Origin of the sequence: Mesorhizobium sp. M0296, from assembly GCF_040321675.1 — a bacterium.
Taxonomy (GTDB): domain Bacteria; phylum Pseudomonadota; class Alphaproteobacteria; order Rhizobiales; family Rhizobiaceae; genus Mesorhizobium.
This window is the reverse complement of record NZ_JAMYRZ010000010.1, coordinates 92,660-109,426: the sequence shown is the minus strand read 5'-3', so window position 1 is coordinate 109,426 and position 16,767 is coordinate 92,660. Positions and strand designations below refer to the sequence as shown.

The 16,767-nt window shown below is 61.0% G+C and carries 18 protein-coding genes; 10 read left to right on the top strand and 8 right to left on the bottom strand.

The genetic code is table 11. The annotated features are described in order from the left end of the window. The first annotated feature begins 79 nt into the window (after window positions 1-79). Both bmt and NKI97_RS12485 read left to right on the top strand, forming a co-directional pair. Window positions 80-1,096: a betaine--homocysteine S-methyltransferase gene (gene bmt / locus NKI97_RS12490; RefSeq protein ID WP_352452092.1), complete on the top strand. Its 1,017-nt coding sequence runs from the start codon at window positions 80-82 to the stop codon at window positions 1,094-1,096. Between the two features lie 90 nt (window positions 1,097-1,186). Further along, complete coding sequence (locus tag NKI97_RS12485) at window positions 1,187-1,708, top strand: hypothetical protein (RefSeq protein ID WP_352452093.1); 522 nt, start codon at window positions 1,187-1,189, stop codon at window positions 1,706-1,708. Between the two features lie 626 nt (window positions 1,709-2,334). Here the strand turns inward: NKI97_RS12485 and NKI97_RS12480 are convergent. The 6 genes from NKI97_RS12480 to NKI97_RS12455 all read right to left on the bottom strand — a co-directional run bounded on the left by NKI97_RS12480 (window position 2,335) and on the right by NKI97_RS12455 (window position 9,130). Beyond that, the gene (locus NKI97_RS12480) at window positions 2,335-4,452 is read right to left on the bottom strand and encodes a vWA domain-containing protein (RefSeq protein ID WP_352834318.1); all 2,118 of its coding nucleotides are present in this window, start codon (window positions 4,450-4,452) and stop codon (window positions 2,335-2,337) included. 2 nt (window positions 4,453-4,454) lie between these two features. Beyond that, entirely contained in the window at window positions 4,455-5,015 is a 561-nt protein-coding gene (locus NKI97_RS12475) for an RNA polymerase sigma factor (RefSeq protein ID WP_352452095.1), read from the bottom strand. Window positions 5,016-5,083: 68 nt separating this feature from the next. Beyond that, window positions 5,084-5,839, bottom strand: coding sequence for a dienelactone hydrolase family protein (locus tag NKI97_RS12470; protein ID WP_352452096.1), 756 nt, complete (start codon window positions 5,837-5,839; stop codon window positions 5,084-5,086). A gap of 104 nt (window positions 5,840-5,943) precedes the next feature. Beyond that, a complete protein-coding gene (locus NKI97_RS12465) occupies window positions 5,944-6,573 on the bottom strand; it encodes a hypothetical protein (protein WP_352452097.1) in 630 nt (209 codons plus the stop codon). 62 nt (window positions 6,574-6,635) lie between these two features. Beyond that, complete coding sequence (locus NKI97_RS12460) at window positions 6,636-7,418, bottom strand: hypothetical protein (protein WP_352452098.1); 783 nt, start codon at window positions 7,416-7,418, stop codon at window positions 6,636-6,638. A gap of 137 nt (window positions 7,419-7,555) precedes the next feature. Further along, window positions 7,556-9,130, bottom strand: a complete 1,575-nt coding sequence (locus NKI97_RS12455) for a trimethylamine methyltransferase family protein (RefSeq protein WP_352452099.1) — start codon at window positions 9,128-9,130, stop codon at window positions 7,556-7,558. A 308-nt stretch (window positions 9,131-9,438) separates the two neighbouring features. Here NKI97_RS12455 and NKI97_RS12450 point away from each other — a divergent pair, with 308 nt between their 5' ends. Next, window positions 9,439-10,137 (top strand): cobalamin B12-binding domain-containing protein, encoded by a 699-nt coding sequence (locus NKI97_RS12450; RefSeq protein WP_023676506.1) that lies wholly within the window; start codon window positions 9,439-9,441, stop codon window positions 10,135-10,137. A gap of 81 nt (window positions 10,138-10,218) precedes the next feature. Here NKI97_RS12450 and NKI97_RS12445 read toward each other — a convergent pair whose 3' ends face one another. Beyond that, window positions 10,219-10,359: an entericidin A/B family lipoprotein gene (locus NKI97_RS12445; protein WP_023676507.1), complete on the bottom strand. Its 141-nt coding sequence runs from the start codon at window positions 10,357-10,359 to the stop codon at window positions 10,219-10,221. Window positions 10,360-10,423: 64 nt separating this feature from the next. Here NKI97_RS12445 and NKI97_RS12440 point away from each other — a divergent pair, with 64 nt between their 5' ends. After that, entirely contained in the window at window positions 10,424-11,053 is a 630-nt protein-coding gene (locus NKI97_RS12440; RefSeq protein ID WP_352707867.1) for a DUF1638 domain-containing protein, read from the top strand. Window positions 11,054-11,061: 8 nt separating this feature from the next. Here NKI97_RS12440 and NKI97_RS12435 read toward each other — a convergent pair whose 3' ends face one another. Next, window positions 11,062-11,988 (bottom strand): NAD-dependent epimerase/dehydratase family protein, encoded by a 927-nt coding sequence (locus NKI97_RS12435; RefSeq protein WP_352742276.1) that lies wholly within the window; start codon window positions 11,986-11,988, stop codon window positions 11,062-11,064. A gap of 121 nt (window positions 11,989-12,109) precedes the next feature. On the opposite strand from NKI97_RS12435, the gene NKI97_RS12430 reads away from it, so the two are divergent. The 6 genes from NKI97_RS12430 (at window position 12,110) to NKI97_RS12405 (ending at window position 16,744) form a co-directional block, all read left to right on the top strand. Then, window positions 12,110-12,685, top strand: coding sequence for a DUF4893 domain-containing protein (locus NKI97_RS12430; RefSeq protein WP_352452102.1), 576 nt, complete (start codon window positions 12,110-12,112; stop codon window positions 12,683-12,685). 79 nt (window positions 12,686-12,764) lie between these two features. Next, window positions 12,765-13,547 carry a formyl transferase gene (locus NKI97_RS12425; protein WP_352452103.1) on the top strand — a complete coding sequence of 261 codons (783 nt, stop codon included), beginning with the start codon at window positions 12,765-12,767 and terminating at the stop codon, window positions 13,545-13,547. Window positions 13,548-13,590: 43 nt separating this feature from the next. After that, window positions 13,591-14,502: a fatty acid desaturase gene (locus NKI97_RS12420; protein ID WP_352747900.1), complete on the top strand. Its 912-nt coding sequence runs from the start codon at window positions 13,591-13,593 to the stop codon at window positions 14,500-14,502. A 235-nt stretch (window positions 14,503-14,737) separates the two neighbouring features. Next, a complete protein-coding gene (locus NKI97_RS12415) occupies window positions 14,738-15,040 on the top strand; it encodes a virulence factor (RefSeq protein ID WP_352452105.1) in 303 nt (100 codons plus the stop codon). Next, entirely contained in the window at window positions 15,033-15,656 is a 624-nt protein-coding gene (locus NKI97_RS12410) for a methylenetetrahydrofolate reductase C-terminal domain-containing protein (RefSeq protein WP_352452106.1), read from the top strand. Before NKI97_RS12415 ends, NKI97_RS12410 begins: the two co-directional genes overlap by 8 nt. Continuing rightward, on the top strand, window positions 15,653-16,744 hold the full coding sequence (locus NKI97_RS12405) for a methylenetetrahydrofolate reductase (RefSeq protein WP_023676515.1): 1,092 nt from the start codon (window positions 15,653-15,655) through the stop codon (window positions 16,742-16,744). The genes NKI97_RS12410 and NKI97_RS12405 overlap by 4 nt, the downstream gene beginning before the upstream one ends. Window positions 16,745-16,767: the final 23 nt, after the last annotated feature.

Here is a 16,767-nt window from a genome sequence, read left to right as displayed (position 1 = left end):
CTACGTGCCGACATTGACGGCACATAAAGAATTCTTTATATCCTTATCTCAGTTATTCTTCCGGGAAGGCGTATTTCACATGACCAATCCGATCGACGCTCTGCTTGCCGAAAAGGGCGTCCTGCTCGCCGATGGCGCCACCGGCACCAATCTGTTCGCCATGGGCCTTGAGGCCGGAGAGGCTCCCGAGCTCTTGAACGAGACCGCGCCCGACACCATCACCAGCCTGCACCAGAACTTTGTCGATGCCGGCGCCGACATTATCCTGACCAACTCTTTTGGCGGCACCCGCCATCGGCTCAAGCTGCACCACGCGCAGGACCGCGTCTATGCGCTGAACAAGCGCGCGGCCGAGATCGCAAGCGCCGTCGCCGGCAACGCTGGCCGCAAGGTGATCGTGGCCGGCTCCGTCGGCCCGACCGGCGAGCTGCTGGTGCCGCTCGGCGCCATGACCTATGACGAGGCGGTCGAAGCCTTTGCCGAGCAGATTGAAGGGCTGAAGGCCGGCGGCGCCGAAGTCGCCTGGATCGAAACCATGTCGGCGCCTGACGAAATCCGCGCCGCCGCCGAAGCCGCCATCCGCGTCGGCCTGCCCTATACCTATACCGGCTCCTTCGACACCGCCGGCCGCACCATGATGGGACTGCTGCCGAAGGACATCCACGCCGTCGTCGATGGCCTGTCGCAGACACCGCTCGGTGTCGGCGCCAATTGCGGTGTCGGCGCCTCCGACATTCTCGCGTCGCTGCTCGACATGACCGAGGCGAAGCCGGAAGCAACGGTGATCGTCAAGGGCAATTGCGGCATTCCCGAATTTCGCGGCGCCGAGATCTACTATTCCGGCACACCCGAGCTGATGGCCGACTATGTGCGCCTCGCCGTCGATGCCGGCGCCAAAATCGTCGGCGGCTGCTGCGGCACCTCGTTCCAGCACCTCGCCGCCATGCGTAAGGCGCTCGATGCGCACACCAAGTCAGATCGCCCGACCGTCGAGCAGATCGTCGAACGCATTGGCCCGATGCGCAACAAACAGGCTACGGTCAACGTCGCCGAGACCAGCGAAGCCCGCCGCGAGCGGCGCCGCGGACGCGCTTGAAATCCATGATTGGTTAGGCTGGACATCTTCAAAGCAGTAGTTAAGTTCTCGTTGTTAACTGAATACAGCGGGCTTTGGGGAACTGCGGCTTTGGAAAAGGATCTCGACGCTGAGTTTGGAGAACTTAGGGAGCCTGAGAGAATAATGAGTTGGGAAAAAGAGCGAAGCCCTAACTCTCTTTGTACTGTGGACGTCGGATTGCTGGCGGCGTTGTCGTCGCTAAGAGATTGCGCCCAATCACCACTTCTGAAATCTGCCGCACAGACTCAAAATTATCTGTGGGTCATGGACGCAAATGGTGACATTAAAATTGCTGTCGAGGAGATCGCAGTTTTGGACGGCAAACCGGACATACGCGGCTATCCCCGGCGCCGAGGATACAAACATCCATCCGAAGATCAAAAACTTGGACATCCGACCTTATTAGATGGAGGCAAGGCCCGGATTGCCGGAGAGTTGGCGCTGGATTTGCATGACGATAAGCTGCTCTGGATTCTAAATGCCAATTCCGGACGATATTGCAAACAAAAACCGCCATCCAAGAGCCAAGTGGATGCGGCTGCCTATTTGATTCAAGGTATGGGATTGGACATTGAGATCGACTATCTTTGAGAGGTAGAGTCTGCTGTCGCCACACTCTGTGAGATTACGAACAACGCTATGGTCAAAAGCACGCCACTAGAGGACGATTTACTATCTCGGTTAGGAACTTTCCGACCTAGCGACAGAGAACGATTTAAGCGAGCATTCCAATCGCCTATTGAAGAGCGTGACGCACACAGAGCGATTGTACGCTTCGTCGAAGGTTGGGAAGACGGGCGTTGGGTCGAAAGCTATTCGATCGAAAGAATTGGGAAATGGCTCGCAGTAAATGCGCCGGAGAAACTGATTAGGGATTTGTCCAAATGGACAAATCTGAGACAAACATTAGCTCGCGGCGCACTAAAAAGGGGCTTCGCTACAGGGAAGCATCTTTCTATCGATGAGCGCCTTCTTATTTCATAGGCTATATTGCTCCTCACCAGGTCTACATGCGATGAGCAACGCGACGCGTGATCCCGAAAATCGATTCCTGTAAAGAATCTTCCGCCAAATCAACGCGCAGCATCTCCAAAATGGACGCGCGCTGCAACAAAAAAAGGCCGGCAAGGTTTCCCTTGCCGCCTGCCTCACCCGCCCGTAGGCCGGCTCCCCCTATCAGAACGATCCCATCTGAAAGAAACCGGCTGTCATTGCCACTACCGGTTACCGCCGAGCGCCGAGGCAAGGCGCACAAGCGAGAGGAACTCGGACCGGTATCCAAACGGGTCGGCTCCTCTGGCGGCGGTGGCAATCTCCATGATCTTGTCGTAGCCGAACTTCGCGGTCGCATCCTCGTCGCGCAGCTTCTGGCCGAAGGCAGCAACGGCAACGGAGAAACGCTGGTCGGTGCTGGCCTGGTCGAACGACGCCACCTCGTTGGCTGACGTTACCGGCGTGGTGATCAGCTTCGAGGTGTCCTCGTTCGGCAGCTTGTAGCGGATCTTGACGAAAGCATATTCGTCGGCATTGGCGACACCGCCATTGTTCACCGAGGCCTGGCCGTAGCGCAGTTGATCGATCTGTTCGCCGCCGCTGCCCTTAGGCGTGATCTCGTAGATCGCGGTGACTGAATGACCTGAGCCGATCTCGCCGGCATCGACCCGGTCATTGTTGAAATCCTCTCGGTTCAAGGCGCGGGTTTCGTAGCCAATCAGCCGGTACTCCGAGACCTTGTTCGGGTTGAACTCGACCTGGATCTTCACGTCCTTGGCGATGGTGAACAGTGTCGAGGAGGCATCCTCGACCAGCACCTTCTCGGCCTCCGCCAACGTATCGATGTAGGCAGCAGTGCCATTGCCGTTCTGGGCGATGGTCTGCATCATCTGGTCGTTCAGATTGTCGCGGCCGAAGCCGAACACCGACAGGAATACGCCTGTCTTGCGCTCCTTTTCGATCAGCCGCTTCAGGTCGTCGTCGTCGGTCTGGCCGACATTGAAGTCGCCATCGGTGGCGAGCATCACCCGATTGATGCCGTCCTTGACGAAGGATTTCTGCGCCAGCCTGTAGGCTTCCTTGATGCCGGCCTCGCCTGCCGTCGAGCCGCCGGATGTCAGATTGTCGATGGCAGCGAGGATCTTGTCCTTTTCCGAAGCCTTGGTGGGCTCCAGCACCGTACCGGCATCGCCCGCATAGGTGACGATCGAGACGGTGTCGTCAGGTCTCAGCTTGTTGACCAGCAGCCGGAAGGCCGACTGCAGGAGCGGCAGCTTGTCCTGCTCGTTCATCGAGCCCGACACATCGATCAGGAAGACCAGATTGGCCCTGGGCTGCTCGGCCGGCTTCACGTCGAAACCCTTGATGGCGACATGCATCAGCCTGGTGTGCTCGTTCCACGGCGTCGGCATGACGCTGACGGTCGAGTTGAACGGCGTCGAGGCGGAGTCCGGGCCTTTCCAGTCATAGGGGAAGTAGTTGACCATCTCCTCGACGCGAACCGTGTCGGCCTGCGGGATAAAGCCTTCCTTCAGCGAGCGCCGGACGAAGGAATAGGAAGCGGTGTCGACATCGATCGAGAAGGTCGAGACCGGGTCTTCAAGTGCGGCATGCACCGGGTTGGTCTTGAAATTCTCCACGCGGTCGCGGTTTTCCTCTTGCGGCAGCATCTGGTCGGCCGGCGCAGCGGCGGGCTGCTGTGCCATCAGCTTGGGCTCGGCAACCGTGCCAGGCATGCGTCCGACCCGCGCGCCGTCATCGACTGCCGGAGCCGCGGAGCTTGCACCCCCATCCACCGCGAACTCGCCGCTCTGCGCCGGTTCAGGTGCATTGCGGCTGAGCACATCCTGCTGCGTCAGCCCGCCGACTGCGGTCGATTCCGCCTTCGGCGGCGATGTCGGCGCCACAAGCGCCTCGCCGGTGTCGCGGCTTTCACTGTCGGCGTCCGCCTTCTTCTGCTTGTCCGCTTCGGCAACGACCGGCGGTTTGACGGTCGCCGGTTTGTCAGCCAGCGTTTCGGTGATCTTATCCCCGCCGAATTCGGGCCCGCCGAATTTGGATTCCCCCAGCATATAAATGGTAGCGTATCCGGCGATCGGCAGGGCAACGAGCCCGGCAATGGCCGGCGTGGCGAAGAGTTTCTTTTGCATGATTTCGCTCCAGAGCCTTTGTGCTCGCTCTGTGAGACGAAGCCCGCTCACCGATCCTTGGGCGCCCGGCAAAGTTTTTTCTTCCATGTCATAGGCGCGCAGCGCGGCCTGGAGGGCACGCGCCTTTGCGTCCGCGTCGGGCGCCGGTGCTGCGATGTCGCGCAGTCTGTTCAGTTCGTTGTCGTCGACCATGGTCACACTTCCCCGGCTGAACGCATCAGCGTCTTCAGCCGTTTCTTCGCCTCATGGATGTGCCAGGAAACCGTTGTCTCCGAGATCGCCATCGCCTCGGCGGCGGCGGCGTGGCTCAGCCCTTCGCCATAAACCAGCAGCACCGCATCGCGCTGCTTGTCCGGCAGCTTGCGCACCGCTGCCCAGAGCGCCTCGGCCGGGTCTTCCGGCTCGGCCGAGATTTCCCCCGAAATCAGCGCATAGGCGCCATAGGCCTCGGTCTTGACCGTCTCGCGGGCGGTCTTGCGCATCATGTCGCGCGCCGCATTCAGCGTCATGGTGTAGAGCCACGTCGTGAAGGCACCGCTGCCGTGATAGTCGCGGATCGCCCGCCCGAGCCGGACGCAGACTTCCTGGGCGATGTCCTCGGCGTCGGCCTTTTTGCCGCACCAACGATAGGCGGCGCGATAGACGAAACCATAGTGCCTTTCGAGCAACTTGCCGAAAGCACCCCGGTCTCCGCCCTTCGCCCGTCCGATCAGTTCGGCGTCGGAGGCTTCGCTTTCGTCCAGCATCATCGCCATCATTTGCCTGTTGGACGAAGGCTAATGGCGGTTCCTTGGGGCGATGGAAAGAATTTTTTGGCGGGCGGTCACGTCGTAATGGTTGGCGTGCCTTGGCCGAGCGTCTCCGCAAACAGCATCGTCAGCCGCTTCCAGTGGCGTTCGGCGCCGGCTGCATCGAAGGCACTATGGTCCGGCATGCACCAGCCATGCGCCATGCCGGCATAGTTCTCTATGACATGATCGACCTCGGCGGCGCGCAGTGTTTCGGCCAGCCGCGCCGATTGCTCCGGCGGAAAGCTGCGGTCGACACCGGCAGTGCCGATATAGACCCTTGCCTTGATTGACGCTGCCTTCCGGTGCGGACTGTCGGCTGCGTCACCAGCCAGATTGCCGCCGTGAAAACTGAACGCGGCGGCGATGCGGTCGGGATAGCTGGCCGCCGCGTTCAGCGCCCGCGCTCCGCCCATGCAGTAGCCGACAATGCCAACCGGCCCGGCCAGGCCTTGCGCAACAAGTGCATCGAGGAAAGCGCCGCTGTCGCGGATCGTCATCTCCTGGGTCGTGCCGTCCAGGAGATCTGTGATGGCGGCCTTGCTCCTCTCGTCGCCGAACGCAGTCTTGGGATCGAACGGACCGTAGGGCGCATTGCGGTAAAAAAGGTCCGGCACAAGCACCGCATAGCCCTCGCTCGTAAGCCGCTCCGCCATCTGATCAAGCGCCGGTCGCGGACCGAAAACGTCCATGTAGAGGATGATCGCTGCCTTGGCTGGGGCCGCCGAACGGAACAGCCGGGCCTTGGCAATGCCGTCGCTTGTCTTGATCTGCATCGCTTGCGTGGCCATCATCCGCTCCGTTGATCTGACGTGCGATAGATACCCGCGGTGGCCGTCGCGGCAAGCTGTAATGAGGCGATCTGCTTCAAGATTTCGTGCGGCATTCGGCGACGCTACAGACGCGCGAATGCTGCCATGTGAAAGGCCTGAACCTCGGCCGGATAGCGATAATCGGTACCGTAAGGACAGGCGTTGCGTTCGAGGCAGCCGCCGGTCCGGCAGGGCGCGCCGTTTTGCCCGCGCACATGCGCCAGACAGGTTTCATGTGCAAAACCGTCCGCAGAATAAGCCTCTACCGGACAGGATTTCAGGCAAGGTTTTTCCAGACATGTATCGCAAAGGTGAATCACGTCGCGGGGTTCTTGGAGCGCAATTTCGTCTTCGAACAGCAGCGCGCCGCGATAGGCATGCCAGAGCCCATATTGCGGATGCATGAGAATGCCGAGCGGCGACGGCCGCAAGCCCTCCGCCCGCATCGCCCATCGCTGGAACGGCAGATACGGTCTGTCGGACGGTGACACGGCGCGCGCCCCGAATTTTCCGGCCACCGCGCCGATCACTTCGCGCGACCATCTGTCGAGCGGATCGTCGATCGGCTGTGACTGTTTCTCCAGCCAGCGCAGGAAGTGCGGCCAAGGTGCGGCACCCGCCTGCCCCACCAGCAGGACGGATCTGGCGGCCGCGCCGGAGAGACCGGAAGGTGTTTCTTCACCACCTGCAAAATTGAAGCCGCCGCGAAGCATGAGGCCGGAGGCGGAAAGCGCTGCCGCGATGGTTTCGACCATGCTGCGCTCAAGGAACTCTGTCACCCTTCGATCCTTGAAAACGGGATTACTCCCCTTTTCTCAAGCGTCTCACGCAAATTATCGGCGTAGCGATGAGCAAACGCCTCTACTTCACCTTTGGGCCGGGCAAAATAGCGGTCATAAAGTGTTGAGTAGTCCTTACCTTGGGCGAACGGCGCTTCCACTTTTCCAAGCCAATCAACCCAGTGGCCGATCTCATGCAGAAGCGTGCGATAGAGCTGCGTGGCTCGCACGGAATCGAGTGAGGTGGAAACGAGATGCTTCTTTCCAACCCGGCTGATTTTGTGACCGTCCAAACGAAGTCTGTCCAACTCTGCCGCATCCTCAGGGTCCAGCGATGTGGACCATTCGATGGTGTCGCCAACGTTACAGGCTTCCAAAAATAAGGACGGACCACTTTTTTCGATGGAGGATCCGCGGAAACCAAGATCGGCATAATAAAACATCCGCCCCCACGCCGGTCTGAGTACGCGCGCTTTTCGCGTCGGTTGGCGCAAGACAAATGTTTCCAGCCCGGCCCAGTCAGCGAGAGGAACATGAGAGAGAAGGAAGACAACATCTTTGACCGAGCATGCGTGAACACACCCACCGCTCGCCTTTTCGACAATGAGCGTTACGGCCCTGCCATTCACCGTCCTGCGCAGCGTCTGGCCAGGATTGAGCTGCGCCGCACACCATCCGGCGGATGTCCACGGTCGGGGAACGGTCATGCGGTTGTTTTGCCCATGGCCCTGCTTCGGCGTGCCAATGTTCCGGTTTCGCCTGGTTGGATTGAAAGGCATTGGCACCGTTCCCTCGCCGCTCGTCCTCACCCGCGACACGCAAATCACCCCTTCTTGTGCGGGTCGGAGAAGGCACTCCGCCAGACTTCCTTGTGGATGATGTTGGCGACTTTAGCCCCGCCTGATTCGGGCTCCTTTCAGGTGAAGGCGTCGGCCATCGACGCCTTCTTCCTGGCAATGAAGTCCTTCAGCCCGTCGTCGATACCCTGATCGAGATGCGGCGCCTCGTAGCTTTCCAGCCAGCGGCGGGCGAGCTCGTTGGCGCGCTGCGGCGCGGTTTTTTCGCCTTCCGCCAGCCATTGCTCGTAAGAATTGTTGTCGGCAATGTTGGAACGGTAGAACGCGGTCTGGAAATTGGCCTGGGTGTGGTCGCAGCCGAGATAGTGGCTGCCCGGGCCGACCTGGCGGATGGCATCCATCGCCTGGCCGTTTTCCGACAGGTCGACACCCTCGGAGAACTTCTGCGTCATGCCGAGCTGGTCGATGTCCATCATGAACTTTTCGTAGCAGGAGGCGAGACCGCCCTCGAGCCAGCCGGCCGAATGCAGCACGAAGTTGGTGCCGGCGAGGATCGTCGAGTTCAGCGTGTTGGCGCTCTCGTAGGCGGCCTGCGCATCGGGGATTTTTGAAGCACAGAGCGAACCGCCGGTGCGAAACGGCAGGCCGAGCCGACGGGCAAGCTGTGCGGCGCCATACGAGACCAGCGACGGCTCCGGCGTGCCGAAGGTCGGCGCGCCCGACTGCATCGAGATCGACGAGGCGAAGGTGCCGAACAGCACCGGCGCACCCGGCCGGATCAGCTGCGTGAACGACGCGCCGGCCAGCACTTCGGCCAAAACCTGCGTCAGTGTACCGGCGACCGTCACCGGGCTCATCGCACCGGCAAGGATGAACGGCGTGACGATGCAGGCTTGGTTGTGGCGCGAATAGACCTTCAGCGCTCCCAGCATGGTCTCGTCGAAAACCATCGGCGAGTTGGCGTTGATCAGGCTGGTCAGCACCGTGTTGTTCTCGACGAAATCGTCACCGAACACGATCTTGGCCATTGCCACCGTATCTTCAGCGCGCTCGGGCGCGGTCACCGAGCCCATGAACGGCTTGTCTGAATATTTGATATGGCTGTAGACCATGTCGAGATGGCGCTTGTTGACCGGCACGTCGACCGGCTCGCAAACCGTGCCGCCGGAATGGTGGATCGACGGCGCCATATAGGCGAGTTTCACGAAATTCCGGAAATCCTCGATCGTTGCATAGCGCCTGACGCCGTCGAGATCGCGCACGAAGGGCGGTCCATAGACCGGCGCGAACACTGTCGCGTTGCCGCCGATCTGCACCGAGCGCTCGCCGTTGCGGGCGTGCTGGGTATAGACGGACGGAGCGGTCTTCAACAGCGAGCGGCAGAGGCCCTTGGGGAAATGCACCCGCTCGCCCTTGACGTCGGCGCCCGCCTCTTTCCAAAGCTGCAGCGCCTCGGCGTCGTCGCGGAAGATGATGCCGATCTCCTCCAGCACGGTGTCGGTGTTCTTTTCGATCAGCGCCAGCCCTTCCTCGTCCAGCACTTCATAGACGTTGATCTTGCGCTTGATATATGTGAGCTGTGTGCCGGGGCCGCCGCCCGAACGCGCAGCCCGTCGGGCTGCGGCGCCACCGCTGGCAGCGCGCCCGCGCCGTGCGTTTGACGCTTCCTGATCGACCGGCGCGTTCTCACTCATAATCGTTCTTCCCTGGCTTTCGGTCTGGCCTGATTTACTCCGGCCTGGCTCTTGCACCGGCCTGAAATCCGTTTGCGGCCGCATATTGCGGTCTCTGGCCGGATCGTAGCCATGCACCCTATTCGAAACGGCCCGCCAGCGCCAACGCCTGTCGCAAAATCGACAAGAATTCCAAGAGATTTACGGTCGCTTTCGTTTTGCGGGAAGTCGCAAATCAGCTATGGACAACCGGCCCGTGCGGGTTAGGTATTGACGCGATATTTTTAAGCTGCCGCAACAGTTGTAGCCGGCAAGGAGCCTGAGAAAAAATGGCCGACGACGAGATCATCCTTTCGGAACTCTCCGACGACGAGTTGGTGCAGCAGATGCACGACGATCTTTATGACGGGTTGAAGGAAGAAATCGAGGAAGGCACCAATATCCTTCTCGAGCGCGGCTGGGCGCCTTACAAGGTGTTAACCGAGGCTCTGGTCGAGGGCATGCGCATCGTCGGCGAGGACTTCCGCGACGGCATCCTGTTCGTTCCCGAAGTGCTGCTGTCGGCCAACGCGATGAAGGCCGGCATGTTCATCCTGCGTCCGCTGCTTGTCGCCACCGGCGCGCCGAAGCAGGGCAAGATGGTGATCGGCACCGTCAAGGGCGACATCCATGACATCGGCAAGAATCTGGTCGGCATGATGATGGAAGGCGCCGGCTTCGATGTCATCGACCTGGGCATCAACAATGCGGTCGAAAAATATCTCGATGCCATCGAAAAGCACCAGCCCGACATCATCGGCATGTCGGCGCTGCTGACGACGACCATGCCTTACATGAAAGTCGTCATCGATACGATGAAGGAAAAGGGCATTCGCGATGACTATGTCGTGCTGGTCGGCGGCGCACCGCTCAACGAGGAATTCGGCAAAGCCGTCGGCGCCGACGCCTATTGCCGCGACGCCGCGGTGGCGGTCGAGACCGCCAAGGACTTCATGAAGCGCAAGCACAACGTCCGCGCTTCGGCCTGAGCCAATAAGTCCGGCACCAACGAGAAAAGCCGCGCCTTGCAGTGCGGCTTTTTTATTCCCAAATGTTTAGAGCCGTGCGGATCAGGGTTTCTTGACGGTATCGTCAACAGCCTTCGCAGTGGATTTGATATCCTTACCGACGCCGCGCACCGTGTTGGCGCAGGCCGAAACAGCCAAGGCGCAGGCGAGAATAGCGATTGGCGCGACGCGGAACAATTTCATGAATGGTGTCTCCCTCAGGATATAAATTCGCTGGACAGCAACGAAGATGGATTAGACTGGTTCCATGACTACCGCGCGAAAACAACAATCCGATCAAGGCGACAGGCTGCTCGTCATCGCCTGCGGGATGATTGCGCGCGAAGTTTTGGCGGTCAAGGAGCAGCTCGGGCTCGACCATCTCGACCTGACCTGCCTGCCGGCGGAGTTCCATTTCTATCCGGACCGCATCGCGCCGGCCATGGACAAGGCTATCGAGAAGGCCAAGACCGACGGCTACAGCCACATATTCGTCGGCTATGCCGATTGCGGCACGGGTGGCTTGCTCGATCGGATCTGCGAGAAGCATGGCGTCGAGCGCATGGCCGGGCCGCATTGCTTTGCTTTCTACCAGGGCATGGATGCCTATGCGAAGGTCGCCGATGACGACATGATGTCGTTCTACATGACCGATTTCCTCTGCCGGCAATTCGATGCCTTCTTCATGAAGCCGCTCGGTCTGGACAAGCACCCGGAGCTGATCAAGGACTATTTCGGCAACTACGAGAAGCTGATCTATATCGCTCAGACCGACGACCCGGAACTCGACAAGGTCGCCGAAAAGGCGGCGAAAATGCTCGGCCTCGCCTATGAGCGGCGCTCGACCGGCTATGGTGACCTGACGAAGGAACTGGCCAGCGCTGCAATCCTGGCTTGACGATATTTCTAGGCAAAGCGTTCTTCAGCTTCAAGCCCGGCGAGCACATCTGCAAAGCTCGTCTTGCAGACGAAACCCAGCCGGTCCCTAGCCCGCGACGCATCATAGACCCGGTCGATCGACGAAAACATCGTCCAGCCTTTCTTCGTGTAGAGTGCCGGATAATCCGGAAAATAGCGCGCGACGACCGACGGCGCGTCGGCGATCAAGGCCGCGCAATCTTCGGGCTGGAAAGGCGTCGGTGCCGAGATGATGAAAGTCTCGAAGCCCAATTGCGGCCCTTTCTCCAGGGCAGCGATGTGGGCGTCGGCTGCGTCCTCCACCGTCAGCCGGCGGAACAACAGCTCATTGGCCTTGGTGTTGGCATCCGACTGTTCGATCACGTGCGCCATGTCGTCCGCCTCGGGAAAAAACCGGGCGGTGCGCAACACGATCACCGGCAGGCCGAACTGCAAATGATAGAGCCGGCAGAGCTGTTCGGCTGAAAGCTTGGTGACGCCGTAGATGTTGCGCGGTTCAGGCGACATGTCTTCCGTCAGCCATGCCGCCTTGCGGGCCCCGCCGGTGAAGCCGGTGGTGCGTATGGACTCGGAAATCATCAGCGATGTCGTCGACGTAAACACGAAGCGCTGAACGCCAAAAGCTGCTGCCGCATCGAGCAGGTTGAGCGTGCCGCGCACATTCGTCTCGACGAAATCCTCGTTGCGATGACGTTCGATGTCAGGCTTGTGCAGCGCGCCGCTATGGATGATGGCCTCGATGCGGTTCTCCTCGACCGCCCTCATGACCAGGTCGCGATCGGCGACAGAGCCGACGATTCGCGTTTCCGAGGATGGGACGGGATCGAGGCCGGTGACGTCATGACCAAGAGCCCGCAGCCGCGGCGCCAAGGCGCTGCCCAGCCAACCGGACGATCCCGTCAGCAAGATCCGCATTCTTTCCACCTCGTTTCTGCTGTCGATGCTCAGCCACGGATGACAGAACGCGGCGAAACATTAAGGTATGCGCCAGACAAGAAAACAGCCTGCTCCAGCCATCAAAAGGGAAACGCCAACGATGATCGCTCGCCTCATGTTTGCCGCAGCAACTGTCCTCTGCTTGACGATGCCCGCGTTCGCCGATGGCGAGGTGCAGAAGCTGATAACGGCTGCCGACAAGGCGCGGCTCAACAAATATGGCGAGACGCGCAAGGCAGCGCTTGACGAGGCGAAGGCCGGCGATCCCGCCGAGGTCAAGCAGCTCGACGCCTTGCTGGCAAAGCCGCTGGTTCCCTTCTCTGACAAGGACCTGACCGGCAAATGGCAATGCCGCACCATCAAGGCCGGCGGATTGGGCCCGCTCGTCATCTATGGCTGGTTCAAATGCAAGGTGAGCGACGACGGTTCCGGCTGGAGACTGGAAAAGATCACCGGCTCGCAGCGCACCAAGGGCCGCTTCTTCGACGATGGCGAGAAACGCGCGATCTATCTCGGTTCCTTCCACGTCAACGACGATCCGGCAAAGCCCTACGGCAGCGGGCCGGAAAGCGATCAGGTCGGCTATGCCTTCCGCAACAGCGCCAGTGAATGGCGCATCGAGTTCCCGGCGCCCTATTACGAATCGAAGCTCGATATCCTCGAATTCAAGCGCTGAGCCCCGATCACCAGGGGTTAACCCGGTCAGCCTAGCATTCCCCCGCAAAGAACAGGTTCTTTGCGGGGGGTCGCAGAGCATGGCACTGTCGAAAACAAACCAACGGCCGATCGTCGTCGTCACCGAAGGCGGCCCGCATATCTGGGCGATCGTCAACGCCCTCGCCGATCAACTCGGCCCGGTCAGCGTCATCCTCGAAGCTCCTGAATCCAAAAAGCAATTGCTTCTCGCGCGGGCGCGGCGGCAAGGCTGGACCTCGGCCATCGGTCAACTCGGCACGATGGTGCTGACGCGCCTCGGCAAGCGCTTCTTCGCCGGCCACGCAGCACGGCTTGCCGCCGGGCAGAAGCTGCAAACCGAACCGAAGCCTGGGCAAAAGATCATTTATGTCTCGTCGGCCAACGCGCCGGAGTGCCTGCAGGCGATTGCGGAAATCCAGCCGGGTGTGGTGCTGCTCGCCGGCTGCCGCTTGCTGTCGCTGCAGACGCTGGCGAAAATCCCTTGCCCGGTCCTCAACTACCATGCCGGCATCGCCCCGAAATATCGTGGCATGAACGGCGGCTACTGGGCGCTGGCTTCAGGCGATGCGGAGAACTTCGGCACCACCGTGCATCTGGTCGACGCCGGCGTCGATACTGGCGGCGTGCTGCGGCAGACGCGTGGCAAACCGCAGCCGGGCGACACAATTTCAAGCTACGCGTTGCGGCAGGCGGCCTTCTCGCGCGACATCTGCGTCGAAGCGGTCAGGGATGCGCTGGCTGGCAAGGTCGGCACGGTGGATCCCGGCCTGCCTTCGAAACAATGGTATCATCCGACGGTATGGTTTTATCTCTGGACGGGGATAAGGAACGGCGTCTGGTGACGCGCCGATTTACCGGACAGCCACCCGCCACTAACATTGCATCGTGAGCGACATCGACCACCGCACCATCATTGCCGGCCTTTCGGTCGAGGACCGTCGCGACCTCACCGCCAGGCTTGACCGGCCAGGCATTGTCCGGCTGGCGGTCCATGCCGGGCTGGTTATCCTGCTGGGCGCGCTGATCGCCGCCCGCATCCCGTTCTGGCCGCTGCTCGTCTTGCCGCAGGGAGTCCTGATCGTCTTCTTCTTCACGCCGTTGCACGAGACCATCCATGAAACCGCGTTCAGGACGGCGTGGCTCAATCGCGCTGTTGCTGCCGTGGCCGGCTTCCTGATCCTGCTGCCGCCGGCATGGTTCCGCTATTTCCATTTCGCCCATCACCGCCACACGCACGACCGGAGAAACGACCCCGAACTGATGGCGCCGAAGCCGGAGACCGTCAGCCAATATCTGCGCTATCTGTCCGGCAGCCCCTATTGGATCGCCATGGGCCGCGTGATCGTAACCAATGCGGCTGGCCGCAATCGCGACGGCTTCGTGCCGGAGAAGGGCCGCGGCAAGGTGGTTGCCGAAGCACGGCTGTTCCTGATCGGCTATGCGGCATTGCTGGCCGCATCGCTCGCCGCGCAGTCGGCGCTGCTGTTGTGGGTCTGGATCGTGCCGGTGCTGGTCGGACAGCCGTTTTTGCGTGCCTACCTGCTGGCCGAGCACGCGTTGTGCCCGCATGTCGCCAACATGCTCGAGAACACCCGCACCACCTTCACCACAAGGCTGGTGCGCTTCGTGGCTTGGAACATGCCGTACCATTCCGAGCACCATTCCTATCCGGCCGTTCCCTTCCACCGCCTGCCGCGCTTCCATGACATCGTCGGGGAGCATTTGCGCACGACCGAACGAGGTTACGTGCGCTTCCACAGGAAGCTGGTCGGCAGCTACGATGGCCGCGCCGGCTGACCAGTGCTGGAAGAAACTCCGCTTTCAACCGCGGCCGTCGATTGCGTCGCTTTTGAAGGCCCCCGCGTCGTCCCATAACAAGCAGCCCAACAGCGCTTCCGGCAATGCTCGAAACCACTGCATTGGCCAAAAGATCGGAATCGATCTTCGGAGAGCACGATGCAGCGGAGTTAAATGGTAGAGCATCGTTTGTGCGTCCGATTGGACGCACGGCGCTCTGCAGGAGCAGGAAATTATGGCCGATCTGATCGTCGTCTACTGGCGCGACATCCCCGCCCAGGTCATCGTCAAGAAGGGCCGGCAGAACGCCAAGCGCGAACTGCCGCTGCGCTTCACCGAGGCGATCGACATGTGCGCCATGCGCACCGGCGCTGGCGGCACCGACGACTATCTTGCCGAATGGCGCAAGGCAGAACCCCTCCCGGTCAGTGACGATCTTGAAGCCGAGGCCGAGAAGGCTCTTCAGGAACTTGATGCGAAATACGACCGTGAGCGGCTGGTCGCTCTGGTCAAGGCGGGGGGCAAAGAAAATGTCTGATCCCCAATCAATGCCGGCGACGACGGCTCGAGCCGGCGTAACCCAGGCGACCATCGTCAAGAAGGCGGCGCCGAAATCCGACTACAAGCCGGCCGACGTGTCGCCACAGCGGCGTGTGCAGCGCTCTTTCGCGGTGCGCCTTTGGTCTGTGCGGCATTCGCGGCTGCTCGAATGGTTCTACGGCAAATTCGCTGACATGTTCCTGCTCCTCCATCCGCTGTGGAAGGGCATCGGCTACAGCCGTGTCGAAGGGCCGGTGAAATTCGTCGAAAAGCGCGTCAAGGGCTTCATGTTCGACTGCCGCATGTGCGGCCAGTGCATTCTTTCCTCGACCGGCATGTCGTGCCCGATGAACTGCCCCAAGCAATTGCGCAACGGCCCTTGCGGCGGTGTCCGCGCCAACGGCAATTGCGAGGTCGAGCCTGATATGCCTTGCGTCTGGGTCAAAGCTTGGGAAGGCTCGCGGAACATGGCGCATGGCGACAAGATTTTTGACGTGCAGAAGCCGGTGGATCAGTCCTTGCGCGAAACCTCCGCCTGGCTGCGGGTCACCGCGCAGGCCGCGGCCGCCCGCAATGCGGCCCGGAATACTACGAAGACCGGAGCGTCGGCATGATCGGCCGTCAGCCAGACGAGAATCCGGCCGGCATCCATTTGCCGCTCGATCCCCTGCCCGGCCACACCTCGCGCGGCCGGCTGGAACGCGTCCTAAGGCGCGGCGAGTTCGCAGTGACGACCGAGCTCAATCCGCCTGACAGCGCCGATCCGGAAGACGTCTACAACCGCGCCAGGATTTTCGACGGTTGGGTCGACGCCATCAATGCCGTCGACGCTTCCGGCGCCAACTGCCACATGTCGTCGGTCGGCATCTGCGCGCTGCTGACCCGCATGGGCTATGCCCCGATCATGCAGATCGCCTGCCGCGACCGGAACCGCATCGCCATCCAGGGCGACGTGCTTGGGGGTGCTGCGATGGGCGTCGCCAACATGCTCTGCCTGACCGGCGATGGCGTGCAGGCCGGCGACCAGCCCGGCGCCAAGCCGGTGTTCGATCTCGACTGCATGTCGCTGCTCGAAACCTGCCGCGTTATGCGCGATAACGGCAAATTCCTGTCCGGCCGAAAACTCACGACGCCGCCGCAGCTTTTCCTTGGCGCGGCCATCAACCCGTTCGCGCCGCCGATCGATTTCCGGCCCTATCGGCTGGGCAAGAAGATCGCCGCCGGGGCACAATTCGTGCAGAGCCAGTACTGCTTCGACGTACCGATGTTCCGCACCTACATGCAGAAGGTCCGCGATCTCGGCTATACCGAGAAATGTTTCATCCTGTGCGGCGTCGGGCCGCTGGCCTCGGCCAAGACGGCCAAATGGATCCGCTCCAACGTACCGGGCATTCACATTCCCGATCAGATCGTCAAGCGCCTGGAAGGCGCCCAGGATCAGAAGAAGGAAGGCAAGCAGCTCTGCATCGACATCATCAATGAGGTGAAGGAAATTCCCGGTGTATCCGGCGTCCATGTGATGGCCTACCGCCAGGAAGAATACGTCGCCGAGATCGTCGACGAATCCGGCGTGCTGAAGGGTCGCCGGCCGTGGAAACGCGAAATCCGCCGCGACGACCAGCTCGTTGCCGACCGGCTCGACCACATACTGCATGACGACCTCACCGAAACCCAGGTCGACATGGTCAAGACCGCGCATTGACAGCGCGAATCGTCAGCATTCGC

Excerpts from the sequence above, each read along its gene's own strand:
- NKI97_RS12470 (WP_352452096.1), bottom strand. The coding sequence starts at position 5,839 with ATGGCCACGCAAGCGATGCAGATCAAGACAAGCGACGGCATTGCCAAG.
- NKI97_RS12475 (WP_352452095.1), bottom strand. The coding sequence starts at position 5,015 with ATGGCGATGATGCTGGACGAAAGCGAAGCCTCCGACGCCGAACTGATC.
- NKI97_RS12415 (WP_352452105.1), top strand. The coding sequence starts at position 14,738 with ATGGCCGATCTGATCGTCGTCTACTGGCGCGACATCCCCGCCCAGGTC.
- NKI97_RS12435 (WP_352742276.1), bottom strand. The coding sequence starts at position 11,988 with ATGCGGATCTTGCTGACGGGATCGTCCGGTTGGCTGGGCAGCGCCTTG.
- NKI97_RS12460 (WP_352452098.1), bottom strand. The coding sequence starts at position 7,418 with ATGCCTTTCAATCCAACCAGGCGAAACCGGAACATTGGCACGCCGAAG.
- NKI97_RS12445 (WP_023676507.1), bottom strand. The coding sequence starts at position 10,359 with ATGAAATTGTTCCGCGTCGCGCCAATCGCTATTCTCGCCTGCGCCTTG.
- NKI97_RS12440 (WP_352707867.1), top strand. The coding sequence starts at position 10,424 with ATGACTACCGCGCGAAAACAACAATCCGATCAAGGCGACAGGCTGCTC.
- NKI97_RS12405 (WP_023676515.1), top strand. The coding sequence starts at position 15,653 with ATGATCGGCCGTCAGCCAGACGAGAATCCGGCCGGCATCCATTTGCCG.
- NKI97_RS12425 (WP_352452103.1), top strand. The coding sequence starts at position 12,765 with ATGGCACTGTCGAAAACAAACCAACGGCCGATCGTCGTCGTCACCGAA.
- NKI97_RS12430 (WP_352452102.1), top strand. The coding sequence starts at position 12,110 with ATGATCGCTCGCCTCATGTTTGCCGCAGCAACTGTCCTCTGCTTGACG.
- NKI97_RS12465 (WP_352452097.1), bottom strand. The coding sequence starts at position 6,573 with ATGCTTCGCGGCGGCTTCAATTTTGCAGGTGGTGAAGAAACACCTTCC.
- NKI97_RS12410 (WP_352452106.1), top strand. The coding sequence starts at position 15,033 with ATGTCTGATCCCCAATCAATGCCGGCGACGACGGCTCGAGCCGGCGTA.
- NKI97_RS12450 (WP_023676506.1), top strand. The coding sequence starts at position 9,439 with ATGGCCGACGACGAGATCATCCTTTCGGAACTCTCCGACGACGAGTTG.
- NKI97_RS12455 (WP_352452099.1), bottom strand. The coding sequence starts at position 9,130 with ATGAGTGAGAACGCGCCGGTCGATCAGGAAGCGTCAAACGCACGGCGC.
- bmt (WP_352452092.1), top strand. The coding sequence starts at position 80 with ATGACCAATCCGATCGACGCTCTGCTTGCCGAAAAGGGCGTCCTGCTC.
- NKI97_RS12480 (WP_352834318.1), bottom strand. The coding sequence starts at position 4,452 with ATGGTCGACGACAACGAACTGAACAGACTGCGCGACATCGCAGCACCG.